General features: G+C 74.3%; 15 protein-coding genes. 13 read left to right on the forward strand and 2 right to left on the reverse strand.

What is annotated here, in order from left to right:
* Positions 1-122: 122 nt before the first annotated feature.
* On the forward strand, positions 123-1,547 hold the full coding sequence (locus ACFWPI_RS35000) for a pyridoxal phosphate-dependent decarboxylase family protein (RefSeq protein ID WP_380380153.1): 1,425 nt from the start codon (positions 123-125) through the stop codon (positions 1,545-1,547).
* A gap of 76 nt (positions 1,548-1,623) precedes the next feature.
* Entirely contained in the window at positions 1,624-2,145 is a 522-nt protein-coding gene (locus tag ACFWPI_RS35005; RefSeq protein ID WP_380380155.1) for a hypothetical protein, read from the forward strand.
* A gap of 96 nt (positions 2,146-2,241) precedes the next feature.
* Here ACFWPI_RS35005 and ACFWPI_RS35010 read toward each other — a convergent pair whose 3' ends face one another.
* Complete coding sequence (locus tag ACFWPI_RS35010; RefSeq protein WP_380380157.1) at positions 2,242-2,982, reverse strand: DUF2306 domain-containing protein; 741 nt, start codon at positions 2,980-2,982, stop codon at positions 2,242-2,244.
* Between the two features lie 411 nt (positions 2,983-3,393).
* Between ACFWPI_RS35010 and ACFWPI_RS35015 the strand changes: the two genes are divergently transcribed.
* The 5 genes from ACFWPI_RS35015 to ACFWPI_RS35035 all read left to right on the forward strand — a co-directional run bounded on the left by ACFWPI_RS35015 (position 3,394) and on the right by ACFWPI_RS35035 (position 7,839).
* Positions 3,394-3,876: a sortase-dependent protein gene (locus tag ACFWPI_RS35015; protein ID WP_380380159.1), complete on the forward strand. Its 483-nt coding sequence runs from the start codon at positions 3,394-3,396 to the stop codon at positions 3,874-3,876.
* A gap of 79 nt (positions 3,877-3,955) precedes the next feature.
* The gene (locus ACFWPI_RS35020) at positions 3,956-4,774 is read left to right on the forward strand and encodes a class F sortase (RefSeq protein WP_380425258.1); all 819 of its coding nucleotides are present in this window, start codon (positions 3,956-3,958) and stop codon (positions 4,772-4,774) included.
* A gap of 175 nt (positions 4,775-4,949) precedes the next feature.
* Entirely contained in the window at positions 4,950-5,840 is an 891-nt protein-coding gene (locus tag ACFWPI_RS35025) for a hypothetical protein (protein WP_380380584.1), read from the forward strand.
* A complete protein-coding gene (cseB, locus tag ACFWPI_RS35030; protein ID WP_380380582.1) occupies positions 5,837-6,625 on the forward strand; it encodes a two-component system response regulator CseB in 789 nt (262 codons plus the stop codon). Before ACFWPI_RS35025 ends, cseB begins: the two co-directional genes overlap by 4 nt.
* A complete protein-coding gene (locus ACFWPI_RS35035; protein WP_380380580.1) occupies positions 6,622-7,839 on the forward strand; it encodes a sensor histidine kinase in 1,218 nt (405 codons plus the stop codon). Before cseB ends, ACFWPI_RS35035 begins: the two co-directional genes overlap by 4 nt.
* A gap of 139 nt (positions 7,840-7,978) precedes the next feature.
* Here ACFWPI_RS35035 and ACFWPI_RS35040 read toward each other — a convergent pair whose 3' ends face one another.
* Positions 7,979-8,221, reverse strand: a complete 243-nt coding sequence (locus tag ACFWPI_RS35040) for a hypothetical protein (RefSeq protein WP_063350331.1) — start codon at positions 8,219-8,221, stop codon at positions 7,979-7,981.
* 311 nt (positions 8,222-8,532) lie between these two features.
* Here ACFWPI_RS35040 and ACFWPI_RS35045 point away from each other — a divergent pair, with 311 nt between their 5' ends.
* The 6 genes from ACFWPI_RS35045 to ACFWPI_RS35070 all read left to right on the forward strand — a co-directional run bounded on the left by ACFWPI_RS35045 (position 8,533) and on the right by ACFWPI_RS35070 (position 14,300).
* Positions 8,533-9,237 carry a GNAT family N-acetyltransferase gene (locus ACFWPI_RS35045; protein WP_380380577.1) on the forward strand — a complete coding sequence of 235 codons (705 nt, stop codon included), beginning with the start codon at positions 8,533-8,535 and terminating at the stop codon, positions 9,235-9,237.
* A 262-nt stretch (positions 9,238-9,499) separates the two neighbouring features.
* Positions 9,500-10,762: a MurT ligase domain-containing protein gene (locus tag ACFWPI_RS35050; protein ID WP_380380575.1), complete on the forward strand. Its 1,263-nt coding sequence runs from the start codon at positions 9,500-9,502 to the stop codon at positions 10,760-10,762.
* Positions 10,763-10,808: 46 nt separating this feature from the next.
* Entirely contained in the window at positions 10,809-11,537 is a 729-nt protein-coding gene (locus ACFWPI_RS35055) for a type 1 glutamine amidotransferase (RefSeq protein WP_063350328.1), read from the forward strand.
* A gap of 354 nt (positions 11,538-11,891) precedes the next feature.
* Positions 11,892-12,917: a 6-phosphofructokinase gene (locus ACFWPI_RS35060; RefSeq protein WP_063350327.1), complete on the forward strand. Its 1,026-nt coding sequence runs from the start codon at positions 11,892-11,894 to the stop codon at positions 12,915-12,917.
* A gap of 124 nt (positions 12,918-13,041) precedes the next feature.
* Positions 13,042-14,040 carry a 2-hydroxyacid dehydrogenase gene (locus ACFWPI_RS35065; protein WP_380380573.1) on the forward strand — a complete coding sequence of 333 codons (999 nt, stop codon included), beginning with the start codon at positions 13,042-13,044 and terminating at the stop codon, positions 14,038-14,040.
* Between the two features lie 137 nt (positions 14,041-14,177).
* Positions 14,178-14,300, forward strand: a complete 123-nt coding sequence (locus tag ACFWPI_RS35070; protein WP_380425261.1) for a helix-turn-helix domain-containing protein — start codon at positions 14,178-14,180, stop codon at positions 14,298-14,300.
* The last annotated feature ends 268 nt before the right edge of the window (positions 14,301-14,568 follow it).

Here is a 14,568-nt window from a genome sequence, read left to right on the forward strand (position 1 = left end):
TGGAGGGCCCGCGCCGCACGGCGCGGGCCCTGTCCGTAGGATCGGCCGACCGGTCCACCGGACCGAACGATCAGGGTGCGCCGAGGACGCCGCGCCTCCCCCGCCCCTGGAGAGCCGCCATCATGACCACCGAGGACTTCCGCGCCGCCGCGCACACCGCCGCCGACCTCGTCTCCGACTACCTCGCCGAACTGCCCGGGCGCCCGGTCTGGCAGCCGATGGACGACACCGCCCGCCGGGCCCTGCTCGACGCCCCGCTGCCCGCCGACGGCCGCCCGCTCGCCGACCTCCTCACCGCCATCGGGCAGGACGTCCTCCCCCACCCGATGGGCAACGGCCACCCCCGCTTCTTCGGCTGGGTCAACTCCGCCCCCGCACCCGCCGGAGTCCTCGCCACCCTCGCCGCCTCCGCCATGAACCCCAGCTCGGCCGGCGGCGACCACGCCGACGTCCACCTGGAACGCGCCGTGGTCCGCTGGATCGCCGAACTCGTCGGCTTCCCGCACCCGGCCGGCGGCGGCCTGCTCACCTCCGGCACCTCGATGGCGACCATCGTGTGCCTGGCCGCCGCCCGCAACCGCGCCGCCCGCCGGGCCAGCTGGGACGTCCGCGAGGACGGCCTGGCCGGCCTGCCGCCACTGGTCGGCTACGTCACCGGCGAGACCCACTCCTGCGTCCGCAAGGCCGCCGAACTCCTCGGCCTCGGCAGCCGGCACCTGCGCACCGTCGCCACCGGGCCGGACGGCCGCCTCGACCCCGCCGAACTGCGAGCCGCCGTCGAACGCGACCGGGCCGCCGGACTGCTGCCCTTCCTGGTCGTCGCCTCGGCCGGCACCGTCGGCACCGGAGCCGTCGACGACTTCGGCCCGATCGCCGACCTCTGCGCCGAACAGCGCCTGTGGCTGCACGTCGACGGCGCGTACGGGGCCTTCGGCAGGCTCGACCCGGCCATCGCCCACCGCTACGCCGGCCTGGAGCGCGCCGACTCCCTCGCCCTCGACCCGCACAAGTGGCTGGGCGTGCCCGTCGACTGCGGCTGCGCGCTGGTGCGCGACACCGAGGAACTGCGCGCCACCTTCAGCCTCGTCCCCTCCTACCTGCGCGACGAGGCGGCCGGCGCGCTCGGCTGGTTCTCCGAGTACGGCACCGAGCAGACCCGCCCGTTCCGCGCGCTCAAGGTCTGGGCCACCATCGCCCACAAGGGCCGCGACGGCATCGCCCGGGACATCGCCCGCTGCACCGCCCTCGCCCGCCGCCTCGGCGAACTGATCGAGACCGACGGGGAGTTGGAGCTGCTGGCCGAGGTACAGACCTCCATCGTCGCCTTCCGCCACCGCACCCCCGGGCACGACGAGGCCGCCGTCGACGCCCTCAACCGCGAACTCCCCTCCGCCGTCCAGCGGCGCGGCCGGGTCTTCGTCACCGGAGCCCGTCTCGGCGACCGCGAGATGCTCCGGGCCTGCCTGCTCAACGCCGCCACCACCGAGGCCGACCTGGAGCTCCTGCTCGCCGAGGTCAAGGCGGCGGCCGCGGACCTGCAACCGTAACGCGGGCCCGGCGACCTTAACCACCAGGTCACGGCGGGTTCGTGGACAGGAAACACCCGTCGGGCAGGGTGCTGTCATGGAGCAGACGGAGCACACGGAGCACCCGGCCATGCAGCCGACGCCCACCCTCCCCCGGGCCCGACGACGCGGCGCCGGCACCCACCGCTGGCGCCGCGACAGCGTCGAACTCGCCGCCGTCTTCGTCTCGGTCACCGCGGCCGACCTGGTCGCCAAGATCGTCGTCCGCGGCCCCGACGGCCCGGTGGTCCTCGCCGCCGCCGCCCTCGCCCTCCTCGCCACCGCCCTCTTCCACACCTGGTGGTCCCAGCGCCACCACCCCCACTCCCCCGCGCCCCCGACCACCCTGTGGCGCGTCCGCACCGCCGCCCGCAGCACCCCCGACGGCCTGGCCCGCGTCCACACCGCCCTGGCCGACCAGCACGTCGCCATCCTCTCCCGCCAGCCCCACCCCCTCCCCGGCACCACCGTCGACGAGCTCTACCTCCGCGCCTCCCACACCCTCACCCCCACCGACCTCACCACCCTCCTCACCACCACCGGCCACCCCCTCCTCGACACCCCCACCCGCATCGGCTGACTGCGACGGCGACGCGGCGACGCTGCGGGTTCCGCAACTCCGCCACGCAGGAGGGGGTTTGACGACCCTCCCGCGAGCCTTCCCGCCGCCTCCGGCTCAGGACTGCGGGCCGGCCGGAGTGACACGGTAGGCGGGCAGGCCCCGGCGGCGGATGAGGAATTCGGCGACTATCAGGTTGGGCAGCCAGCAGAGGAACGGGACGGCGGCGTAGGCGTTGTCGAAGAAGCGCTGGCCGTCGACGTGCCCCTGGGCGGTGAGCGTCTGGAGGAGGATGAGGACGCCGAGCCAGGACCGGAGGGTGACGGCGGCGTAGGTGAGGGCGAAGCTGCGGATCATCCAGGCGCGGTGGCTCGGCAGGTCGCGGTCACGGACGGCGCGGTAGCCGCGCCAGGTGGTCCAGGCCCAGAGCAGGGCGAGGCCGCCGAAGCCGAAGAAGCCGTTGAAGGCCACCGAGTTGAAGAACGCCATGACGAACGCGGCCAGGGATCCCACCGCGACCCCGAAGACGTAGACGCGGCCCGTCCAGCGGTGGACGGCGGGGGACCGCCGGCGCAGCGCGGTGGAGAACTGGAACGGGCCGACCAGCAGCGCGAGCGCGGCCGTCACGATGTGGACGTAGAAGGTGACTTGGACGGCCATCGGGCGCTCGGCGTAGGTGGCGGGCAGGCCGCCCTTCGACGCGGCGATGGGCAGGTCGGCCTGGGCGTACGTCCCCACGGCGTACCCGACGATCGCGAGCGAGGTCAGCAGGACGACGGTCCAGCGGAAGCGCCCTCCCCTCCTGCTCGTCGGGTCGGGGGCGGGGGCGGTCGCGGCGTGGGCGGCGGTACTGGTCATCGGTGGACCCCGATCGGCTGGAGGTGGGACGGCATCACGTGCGCGGTGCGGCGTCGCGCGGTCGGCCGGCGCTCTGCTCACGGCGCCCATCACCCCGGAACGGGGGCCTACCACCACGCTGTTCGAACCGCTGCCAGTGTGTCCGGGCCCGCGACCCCGGGCCATGGAGCGGCCCCCCGGACCGGGAGGGGGGTTACCCCCACGACCCGACGGGGCGTCAACCGGACGGCCTCCCACCGCACGGGCACCGCCGCCACCACCCCGGCCGCAACGGGCCCCCGGGGTTCGTTACGCAGCCGATGGGCGGCCGTGACACGACCGGCCGGGGACCGCGACACGGGCCTCCTACCGTCATGGACGACGCACCGGCCGCCCCGGCCGGGAGGCGTCCATGACGAAGGAGAACACCGTATGAGCAGGAGCCGTACCCACCGCTCCCCCGCCCGCCGCGTGCTGGCCGTCTGCGCCCTGACCGGGGGCGCGCTGCTGACCGTCGTCACCGGCGGACAGGCCTTCGCCGACGGGACCCCGGCCGCCACGCCTGCTGCGGGTGCCGGCGTGTCGGCCACCCCCACCTCGACGCCCAGCCCGGCCAAGCCCGCCCCGGCCGCCCCGGGTGCCCCCTCGGTCGCGGGTGCCACCCCCACGGCGAAGCCCTCCGCCGGCGCCGGCACCGGGCCCGCCGTGCAGCCCGCCGCCGGTGGCGCCGGGGTCTCCAGTGACGGCAAGGCCCAGGTCCGCGAGGTGCCCAAGGGCGCGGCCCAGGCCGGCGACGGATCCGGCGAGACCGACAGCAACGGCCTGATGCTGGCCGGTGGCGGGGCCGTCGCGGCCGTCGGCGCCGGTGCGCTGGGCTTCGCGATGCTGCGCCGCCGCTCCGGTGCGCGCGGCTGACACCGGCCCCGAGTCCGCCGGGCACCCCGGCGCCGTTCCCCCGCCCTTGACCGGGTGGGGAGGCGGCGCCGGGGGCCCGGTGGGTACCGGGGCCCCGGCGGGCGGCGGGCAGCCCGACAGGACGCCCGGCGCCGACGGGCCGGCCCGCCACGGCATCCCGCGCGGTGGCCGCAACCGACGGCGCCGCAAGGCCTCCCCCGGCCCGGGCACACTGCGCCGGACGGCGTTCGGTGCGGCGGGCCTGGCCTGCCTGGTGCTGGGCACCACCGTGGCGTTGTCCGGCCAGCACACCCCGGTGGTGCGGGTCGAGCCCTCGGTGCACGGCAGTACCGACAACCCGGCGGCCGCGCCCTCGGGAGGCCCCGGAACCGCGGGGACCACCCCGGCGGCCGGGACCGCCGGGAGCCCGGCCGGCGCGCCGAAGCCCTTCGCCGCTTCGGCGCCGACCCGGCTGCTGGTGCCGGCCGCCGGGGTGGACGCCCCGGTGACCGGCCTCGGGCTCAATCCCGACGGGACGGTCGAAGTTCCGGCCGCCGACCGGGCCGACGAGGTCGGCTGGTACCGCAACGGGCCGACGCCCGGGGAGGCCGGCCCCGCCGTCCTCATCGGGCACTACGACACCGCGCACGGCCCGGCGGTCTTCCACGGCGTGCCGAAGCTGCGGCCGGGCGACCTGATCCAGGTGCGGCGCGCGGACGGCAGCACCGTGGACTTCAAGGTCCGCTCGCTGCTCCAGGCCGCCAAGGACCGCTTCCCGACCGAAACGGTCTACGGTGACACTCCCGAACCCGCTCTCAGGCTCATCACCTGCGGCGGGCGGATCGGCTCGGACGGGCACTGGACGGACAACATCATCGTCCTGGCGGACCTGGCCGGTCCGGGCGGCGCGACCGGCTGAAGCCACCGCGCCGTCCCGGTCGTCCCGGCCGTCGGGTCGTTTCGACTGTCGAACCGGCGCGGCGGCCGGGACGGCGGGACGGGAACCACCGACCGCCGTCCACGCGACCTACCACCGAGGCCGGAGCGGGGACGAACCGGCACATCGCCGCAGACCAGGAGGACGAGCACCGACCGTGGCAGCAGCATCCCCACCCCGCCGCCGGCCCGTCGCCGTGCCGGTGGCGGCCCTCGCCGCCCTGGCCGTCCTCGTGACGCTCGCGGCCCTGGCCCTCGGCCGTGCCACCCCCGGCGGGCTCCAGGACCACGGCGCCACCCAGCCGGTGGCGCCGCCGCTGGTGGCCCAGCCGCTCTGGCCCGACCTGGCGGCCTCCCCGCCGCCGCGCCCTCCCGCCACCGGCGCCGGGGCCGCCACCCAGGCCGCGCCGCAACCCGTCCCGGACGTGACCGTCCCCGGGCACGACATCAGGACGGTCGACGTCCGCACCGTCCTCGCCAAGGACTCCACGGTGGGCCCGGAGGAGCGGCGCGCCCTGGACTCCTGCCCCGCCTGCGACGTCCGCAGCCCCGAGTTCCGTGACCTCACCGGCGACGGGCGGGAGGAACTGGTCGTCGCCGTCGCCACCCCCGGGCCCGTGGTCCTGCACGTCTACCTGCTGGCCGACGACCGGCTGCTGCCCATCCTCCAGGTCGAGGTGCTGAAGGGGTTCAGCGCCGCGACCGTGGGATCCGACCTGTGGCTCTACGAGCCGACCGGCGCGTTCGTCCGGACCAGCAGCCACTACCAGTGGGACGGCGTCCGGCTCGGCCTGCTGGAGCGGAAGGTCGAGGACACCGGCCCGATCGCCGGCCCGATCGCCGGCCCGGCCGGCGGAGCCACGAACGGCGCCGCACAGACGCCCACCAGCACGCCCTCCGCCGGCCCCGCCGTCGCCCAGCGCAGCGGCCGCCCATCCGCCCAGCCGCAGCCCTCCCTGCCCGAAGCCGGCGCGGGCGTCTCCTCCCCGAAAACGGCCGTCCCGATCCCCATCCGCCCGCCCTCGGCTCCCTCGGAAGCGAAGCCATGACCCCCGCAGCCGCGCCCGCCCACCCGCACATCCTGCTCGTCGAGGACGACGAGGTGATCCGGGAGGCCACCCGGATGGCCCTGGAGCGCTACGGCTTCCCGGTCACCACGGCCGCCGACGGCCTGGAGGGCCTGGAGGCCTTCCACGCCGTGCGCCCCGACCTCCTCCTGCTGGACGTCATGCTGCCGCTCCTCGACGGGGTCGGCCTCTGCCGCCGGATCCGGGAGGAGAGCCAGCTGCCGATCCTGATGATGTCGGCGCGCACCGACCCGGTCGACGTGGTGTCCGGTCTGGAGGCCGGGGCGGACGACTACGTCGTCAAGCCCTTCGAGAGCGCCGTGCTGGTCGCCCGGATCCGCACCGTGCTGCGCCGGGTGCGGGTGGTCCCGGCCGAACCCGCGCTGCCCGAGGAGCCGGTGGACCCCGCCGTCCCCGTCGCAGCGTCTGCCGTCGCCGTTCCCACCGCCGCCGTGCCTGCGGACGCCCCTTCCTCCGCGCTGCGCAGCTTCGACGGCATGCAGGTGGACACCGACAGCATGGAGGTGCGCGTCGACGGCCACCTCGTCCCGCTCACCCCCACCGAGCTGCGGCTGCTGCTGGAGTTCACCGCCGCGCCCGGCATCGTGCTGGAGCGCTCCACCCTGCTGGAACGCGTCTGGGACTACGACTGGGGCGCCGACACCCGGGTGGTGGACGTCCACGTGCAGCGGCTGCGCGCCAAGATCGGCTCCGGCCGGATCGAGACCGTCCGCGGGTTCGGCTACAAGCTGCGGCGTCCGGCATGACCCTGCGCCGTCAGATCGCCACCGCCGTCGCCGCCATCGCCGTCCTGGTGGCGGTGGCCGTCGGCCTGCTGGTCCACCAGGCGATGATCCGTCAGCACGTGGACCAGGCCCGCGCCGCCGCACTCGCCGCGCTCGGCTCGGCCGTGGACACCTACAAGCGCGGCGAGGTCACCGACCGGTTCGCCCTGGACGACCCGGCGCTGCCCCAGGGGCTGCGGACGCTCGCGGCCGACGGCCGCGAGGGCTCGCTGCTCGCCGGCGGTCCGCAGGGCGAGTCGATGTGGGCGGCCCGACCGGTCCAGACCGGGGTGCTCTCCGTCCGGGTGGACTTCACCCAGGACCGGCAGGCGATCGCCGACCTCGACCGGATCATCCTGATCACCGTCGTCGCCGCGGTCTTCACCACGGTCCTGGCCGGCGTGCTCGTCGCCGACCGGATCAGCCGCCGACTGCGCACCGCGGCGACGGCCGCCCGGGGCATCGCCGCCGGCCGGACGGACACCCGGATCGGCGAGCTCGTCGACGGGAAGGACGAGGTCGCCGACCTCGCCGCCGCCGTCGACCTGATGTCCCGCACCCTGCACCAGCGGCTGGAGGACGAGCAGCGCTTCACGGCGGACGTCGCCCACGAACTGCGCACCCCGCTCACCGGCCTGGTCACCGCGGCCGAACTGCTCCCGCCCGGCCGCCCCACCCAACTCGTCCAGAACCGGGTGCAGGCCCTGCGCTCGCTGGTCGAGGACCTGCTGGAGGTCTCCCGCCTCGACGCCGACGCCGAGATCCCGGACTTCGCCCCCGTCCCGCTGGAGCGCGCGGTGCGCCGCACCGTCACGCTCACCGGCCTGGAGGTCGACGTGGACGTGGCCGCGGCCGCCGACCGCCAGGTCCGCACCGACCTGCGCCGCCTCGACCGCATCCTCGGCAACCTGCTGCTCAACGCCCACCGGCACGGCACCGCGCCGATCCGGCTGCACGTCGACGGCCACCGGATCACCGTCCGCGACCACGGCCCCGGCTACCCCGACGGCCTCCTCGCCCGCGGCCCCCAGCGCTTCCGCACCAACGCCCCCGAACGCGGACGCGGCCACGGACTCGGCCTCACCATCGCCACCGGCCACGCCCGGGTCATCGGCGCCGACCTCACCTTCACCAACCACCCCGACGGCGGCGCCCTCGCCACCCTCACCCTCCCCGACGACCCGTCCCACCCCTGACCGCTCAACCGCAGCCGTGAGATACGGCCGCCCATGTGGCAGCGGTGGCCGGGGCCTGAGGCGGTCCCTCGGGTGGCCCCGGCCCGCCGGGTCGCTCGGCCGTCACTCGGCCGTCGCCCGGCCACCGCTCAGTTGTCGCTCAGCTGTCGCTCGGCTGGACGACGCACGCCGAGTTCGCGAGCATCGACCCGAAGCCGCCGAGCAGCGTGGAGACGACAGCCTTGCAGGCGGCGGCCTCCTGGGGCGTCTTGGGCCCGTCCGCGGCGGCCGCCGGCTGGGCGAGGGCGATCGGCGCGGCCAGCAGCAGTGCGCAGCACACCGCGCCCAGTACGGACCGCCGCACGAGGGCGGACTTCTTCAGGAGGGACGAGGGGAAGGACATGTGGGCCCCTTCGGGGGAGGTGGGATCGGCGGAAAGCCGAGCCATCCCTATCCGAAGGGGCTCGTCCGTTCCCGGATTCTGCGCCATCCGTGAGCGTGTTCAGGTCAATGATCCGGTCGGGGCCGGGCGAGCACCCCAGGCCCGTCGGCCACCCTGGTGTCCGAGCCCGGTCGAGTCCGGTCGAGCCCGGTCGAGCCCCGTCGAGCCCCCGGAACATGGCCACGCTCGTCACGCTCCGGAACCGCCCAGGTCATTCCTGCGTTCACGATCACGTAACCGGCCGGAAGCGCGGCGTCGGTAGCGTCGGCGGCATGACGGCATCACGCACTCGCCCCGAACGGCTCTGGCACCGGCCTTTCCGCAGGTCCGACCGCAGGTGCGCGGCGCCCGAGGGCCAGGCCGCCCGGCTGCCCGCGCTCACCGGGGGCCCGTTGCGGCCCGCCCGTCCGCACCCCCCGGTCGACCGGCCGCGAGCCGTGACGGAGCCGGACCGGGCGGCGCCGTCCCGCCTGACGCTGGCGGACGGGACGGCGCTGACGCTGCGCCCCGCCGGACCGGCCGACCGGGCCGCGGCCCTGGCGATGCACCTCCGCTGCTCCCCCGCCTCGCTGCGGCTGCGCTACCACGGGCCGGTCCGCGACGCCGGCCGCTACCTGGACCACCTGCTGGACGCCCGGCACGGCCACAGCCTCGCCGCGACGGCCGCCGACGGACGGATCGTCGCCCTCGGGCACCTGATGTGGGACGACGACGAGGCGGAGCTGGCGGTGCTGGTCGAGGACGCCTGGCAGCGGCGCGGACTCGGGCCGGCCCTGCTGCGGCAGCTCTCGGCGGCGGCCCGGGCGGCCGGTGTGACAACCGTGTACGCGGTGACCCACGCCTCCAACACCGGGCTGATCACCGCGATGCGTCGGCTGGCCGCGCCGCTGGACTTCCGGGCCGAGGACGGCACCCTGGTGATCACCGCCACGCTGGCCGCGGACGAGCCGGTCTCCTGCGTCCGTCCGGGCCGCTGATCTTTTCTTCACCACATCCTCACCCGGGAACCCCGCGAGCCCGGAGAGCGTCCCAAGCGACGAAGGCCCCCTCCGTACACCGTCTTCCCCGACGATCCGTCAGGGCGCCCGAAGCGGCGCCTCCGGCCGCGTCGCAGCAGGCTGCCTGGGGTCCGGATCGTCGAGCCGGGCGGCGGAGTCGGTAGGCTGGCCCCGTCCCCGCCGCCCGACGGCCCGTTAATCCGGACCCGGGTGGTGCCGCAGCAAGGAGGAACCACTGAGCATGGCAGGCACCGAATCGGAGCCCACAGGCGCACGCGACACCTCGCTGCCGGCCCGCGCCAAGATCGCGGTCACGGCCGGTCGGGTCGCTGCCGCCGTGTCCCGCAAGGCCGGACGCGGAAGCGGCTCGGTGATCGGCGGCAAGGTCGCCCTGAGGCTCGACCCCGACCTGCTCGCCACCCTCGCCGACCACCTCGACGTCGTCCTGGTCAGCGCCACCAACGGCAAGACCACCACGACCCGCCTGATCGCCGAGGCGCTGCGCGCCGCCGGCCCGGTGGTCTCCAACGCCCTGGGCGCCAACATGCCGGCCGGCATCACCTCCGCCCTGGCCGGCGGCTCGGACGCCCGCTTCGGCGTGATCGAGGTCGACGAGAAGTACCTGGCGGGCGTCGCCCGCGACACCCGCCCCAAGGCGATCGCCCTGCTCAACCTCTCCCGCGACCAGCTCGACCGCGCCGCCGAGACCCGGATGATGGCCGAGAAGTGGCGCGAGGGCCTTCAGGACACCGAGGCCGTGGTCATCGCCAACGCCGACGACCCGCTGGTGACCTGGGCCGCCTCCTCCTGCAAGAAGGTGGTCTGGGTGGCCGCCGGGCAGGCCTGGAAGGAGGACGCCTGGTCCTGCCCCGCCTGCGGCGGTGTGATGCAGCGCCCCGGCGACGACTGGTTCTGCCAGGAGTGCGGCTTCCGGCGCCCCAACCCGCACTGGGCGCTCCAGGGCACCCACGTGATCGACCCGCAGCGCGGCGCCTGGCCGATCCAGCTCCAGCTGCCCGGCCGGGCCAACCTGGCCAACGCCACCAGCTCGGCCGCCGTCGCCGCCGTGTTCGGCGTCTCCCCGCAGGTCGCGCTGGAGCGGATGCGCTCGGTCTCGGCCGTCGCCGGCCGCTACGACGTGGTCCAGTACCAGGGCCGGGACATCCGGCTGCTGCTGGCCAAGAACCCGGCCGGCTGGCTGGAGACCTTCTCGCTGATCGACGGCCCGCCCGCGCCGGTGATCCTCTCCGTCAACGCGCTCGACGCCGACGGCACGGACACCTCCTGGCTGTGGGACGTCGACTACGAGCGCCTCGCCGGGCACCCGGTGTTCGTGATGGGGCAGCGCAAGCTGGACCTGGCCGTCCGCCTGGAGGTCGCCGGACTGCAGTTCCACGTGGTGGACACGCTGGAGCAGGCCGTCCGGATGGCCCCGCCCGGCCGGATCGAGGCCATCGCCAACTACACCGCCTTCCAGCAGCTGCGGAAGGTCGTGGCCGGCTGATGCCGCGCCTGCAGCCCCATCTGATCGTGACGGAAGGCCTTCGAGGATGAGTGAGAGCAGCCTGCGCGTGGTCTGGGTCTACCCGGACCTGCTCAGCACCTACGGCGACCGCGGCAACGCCCTGGTCGTGGAGCGCCGGGCCCGCCAGCGCCATCTCAACGTGACCCGGATCGACGTCCGCTCCGACCAGTCCGTCCCCACCAGCGGCGACATCTACCTGATCGGCGGCGGCGAGGACCGTCCGCAGCGGCTCGCCGCCGAGCGGCTGCGCAACGACAGCGGCCTGATCCGGGCCTCCGAGAACGGCGCGATCATCTTCGGCGTCTGCGCGGGCTTCCAGATCATGGGCCACGAGTTCGTCAACGACCTCGGCGAGCGCGAGCCGGGCCTCGGCCTGCTCGACGTCTGGACCACCCGCGGCGACGGCGCCCGCTGCGTCGGCGACGTCCTCGCCGACGTCGACCCGCGCCTCGGCCTGCCGCAGCTGACCGGCTTCGAGAACCACCAGGGCGTCACCCACCTCGGCCAGGGCGTCCAGCCGCTGGCCACCGTGGTCGCCGGCCGGGGCAACGGCACCGGCGACGGCACCGAGGGCGCCTGGCGGGACACCGTGTTCGGCACCTACCTGCACGGCCCGGTGCTGGCCCGCAACCCCGCCGTGGCCGACATGCTGATCAAGCTGGCGCTGGACGTCAACGCCCTGCCGCCGGCCGACACCACCTGGTACGACGCGCTGCGCGCCGAGCGCATCGCCGCCACGACGCGCCCCGCGTAGTACATCCGCCCGCCCCGGAGCCCGGGTGCCCGCGATGCGGTCACCCGGTTCAGGGGCGGCCCCGGACGTACCACAATGGGGCTGCCTACTGCACACCCTCCTCGGCAGCAGGCTGCACTTCCGCGCGGGGGCGCCGACGGCGCCGCTCCCGCGTCGGCTCCTGCCCGGCCGGACCAGGGGCCGTATGCTCGACTTCGCGGCCGTTTTCGGGCGTTCTGTCCGGATCGGCCGGTCCTTCACCCCGCGGCCACCTCCCCGCCACTCCGGCGTGGGAGCGCCCCGCTACGGTGACGGCTCGTCGTCCCAGCCTGTAGTCCGGCCGTTCCTCGGTTCTGCTCGGGAGTTGCAAAGCTAATGCGTATCGGAGTGCTGACCAGCGGCGGTGACTGCCCCGGCCTGAACGCGGTGATCCGTTCCGTGGTCCACCGGGGGGTGGTCGACCACGGCGACGAGATCATCGGTTTCCAGGACGGCTGGCGCGGTCTCCTGGAGGGCGTCCACCGGCCGCTCACCCTCGACTCGGTGAGCGGCATCCTGGCCCAGGGCGGCACGATCCTCGGCTCGTCCCGGGTCCAGCCCAGCCACCTGCGCGACGGCGTCGAGCGCGCCAAGCGACTGTGCGCGGACCTCGGCATCGACGCGGTGATCCCGATCGGCGGCGAGGGCACCCTCAAGGCCGCCAAGCTGATGAGCGACGCCGGACTGCCGGTGGTCGGGGTCCCGAAGACCATCGACAACGACATCGCCTCCACCGACGTCACCTTCGGCTTCGACACCGCCGTCTCGGTCGCCACCGAGGCGCTGGACCGGCTGAAGACCACCGCCGAATCCCACCAGCGGGTCATGGTCGTCGAGGTCATGGGCCGCCACACCGGCTGGATCGCGCTCAACGCGGGCATGGCCGCCGGCGCGCACGCCATCGTCGTCCCGGAGCGGCCGTTCCACATCGACAAGCTGACCGCCGTCGTCCGCGAACGCTTCGACCGGCAGAAGAAGTTCGCCATCGTGGTCTGCGCCGAAGGCGCCAAGCCCGAGCCCGGCACCATGCACTGGGAAGAGGGCACCAAGGACATCTACGGCCACGAGCGGTTCACCGGCATCGCCACCCAGCTCTCCCGCGAGCTGGAGCACCGCCTCGGCAAGGAGGCCCGCCCGGTGATCCTCGGCCACACCCAGCGCGGCGGCACCCCGACCGCGTACGACCGGGTGCTCGCCACCCGCTTCGGCTGGCACGCCGTCGAGGCCGTCCACAAGGGCGCGTTCGGGCACATCACCGCGCTGCAGGGCACCAACATCAACCTGGTGCCGATCGCCGAGGCCGTCGCCGAGCTGAAGACCGTCCCGCAGGAGCGCTACCTGGAGGCGGAGACGGTCATCTGACCTCCCCCGCCCCGTCGAGGGCCCGGACCGCCACCGGTCCGGGCCCTCGTGCGTCCGACGGGCGCCCCCGCGACGGCCCCGCTAGCGTGGCCGGTGGAGCGGACCACTCGCGGAAAGGCAACCGATGGAGATCCTCGCGTACGGGGTGCAGGCCGACGAACGGCCGCTGCTGGAACAGGCCTTCGCCGGCCGGCACGGGCTGCGCTGCCTGAGCATGTTCCTCAACCGCGACACCGCCCCACTCGCCGCCGGCTACCCCGCCGTCAGCAGCAGCGTCAACGCCGTCCTCGACGCCGAGACCCTCGCCGCCCTCGCCGCCGGCGGCACCAAACTGATCGCCCAACGCTCCACCGGCTTCAACAACATCGACCTCGACGCCGCCGCCGACCTCGGCCTCACCGTCGCCCGCGTCTCCTACTACAGCCCCTACGCCGTCGCCGAACACGCCTGGACGCTGGCCCTGGCCGTCAACCGCCGCCTCACCCGCGCCGCCACCCGCACCCGCGAGTTCGACTTCCGCCTCGACGGCCTCCTCGGCCGCGACATCCACGGCATGACCATCGGCGTCATCGGCACCGGCAAGATCGGCGAGTGCTTCACCCGCATCGCGGCCGGCTTCGGCACCGAACTCCTCGGCTGGGACATCACCCCCAACCCCGCCTGCCTCGACCTCGGCATGACCTACACCGAACTCCCCGAACTCCTCACCCGCGCCGACCTGATCAGCCTGCACGTCCCCCTCCTCCCCGCCACCCACCACCTCATCGACGCCGCCGCCCTCGCCCGGATGAAGGACGACGCCATCCTCGTCAACTCCAGCCGCGGCGGCCTCATCGACAGCGCCGCCCTCGTCGAAACCCTCCGCGCCGGCCGCCTCTCCGGCGTCGGCCTCGACGTCTACGAAGAAGAAACCGGCGTCTTCTTCACCGACCGCTCCATCGAAGGCATCACCGACGACACCCTCGCCCGCCTCGTCACATTCCCCCAAGTCCTCGTCACCAGCCACCAGGCCTACTTCACCCACACCGCCGTCACCCAGATCATCGACGCCACCACCCGCAACATCGACGACTACACCGCCGGCCGCACCAACGAGAACACCCTCGTCCCGAGGAACTGCTGAACCTGAAAGCGTGATGTCGGATCCAGTTACCTGACAGCTTCCGGATAATTCCAGTGGCCCTGATCTGTGAGATATGCGCAGGGCGGCGGGCTGACCGACACCGAGAGGGCCGCGCGGAGCAGATCCGGCTGCAGGCCGTGGAACGCTTCGAGAGCGGGGAGAGGAACCGGGAGATCGCTACCGCACTGCAGGTGAGTGACCAGCCGGTGGAGCACTGGCGCCAGCAGTGGCGTGAGCGAGGTGAGGCCGGGCTCCTGTAGGGCTCGCCCCGGGCGCCCCAGACTGACCGAAAGGCAGAGCGTCTGGCTGGAGCGCGAGTTGGAGCGTGTTCCGCTGATGCACGGCTGAGAGGACCAGCGCTGGACACCCTCTCGGATGAAGACGCTGATCGGCCGACTGTTACACGTCAGCGACGCGGCGGAGGAGACCTAGACCCAATGCCAGTGACTTTAGGTTGTGTCGTGCTGGGTGACGGTGACTGTTGCCGGTTGTGGTGGTGGCCAGTTGTGGTGTTGGGCGCGTTTGAGG

This window comes from Kitasatospora sp. NPDC058492 (assembly GCF_042720685.1).
Taxonomy (GTDB): Bacteria; Actinomycetota; Actinomycetes; order Streptomycetales; family Streptomycetaceae; genus Kitasatospora.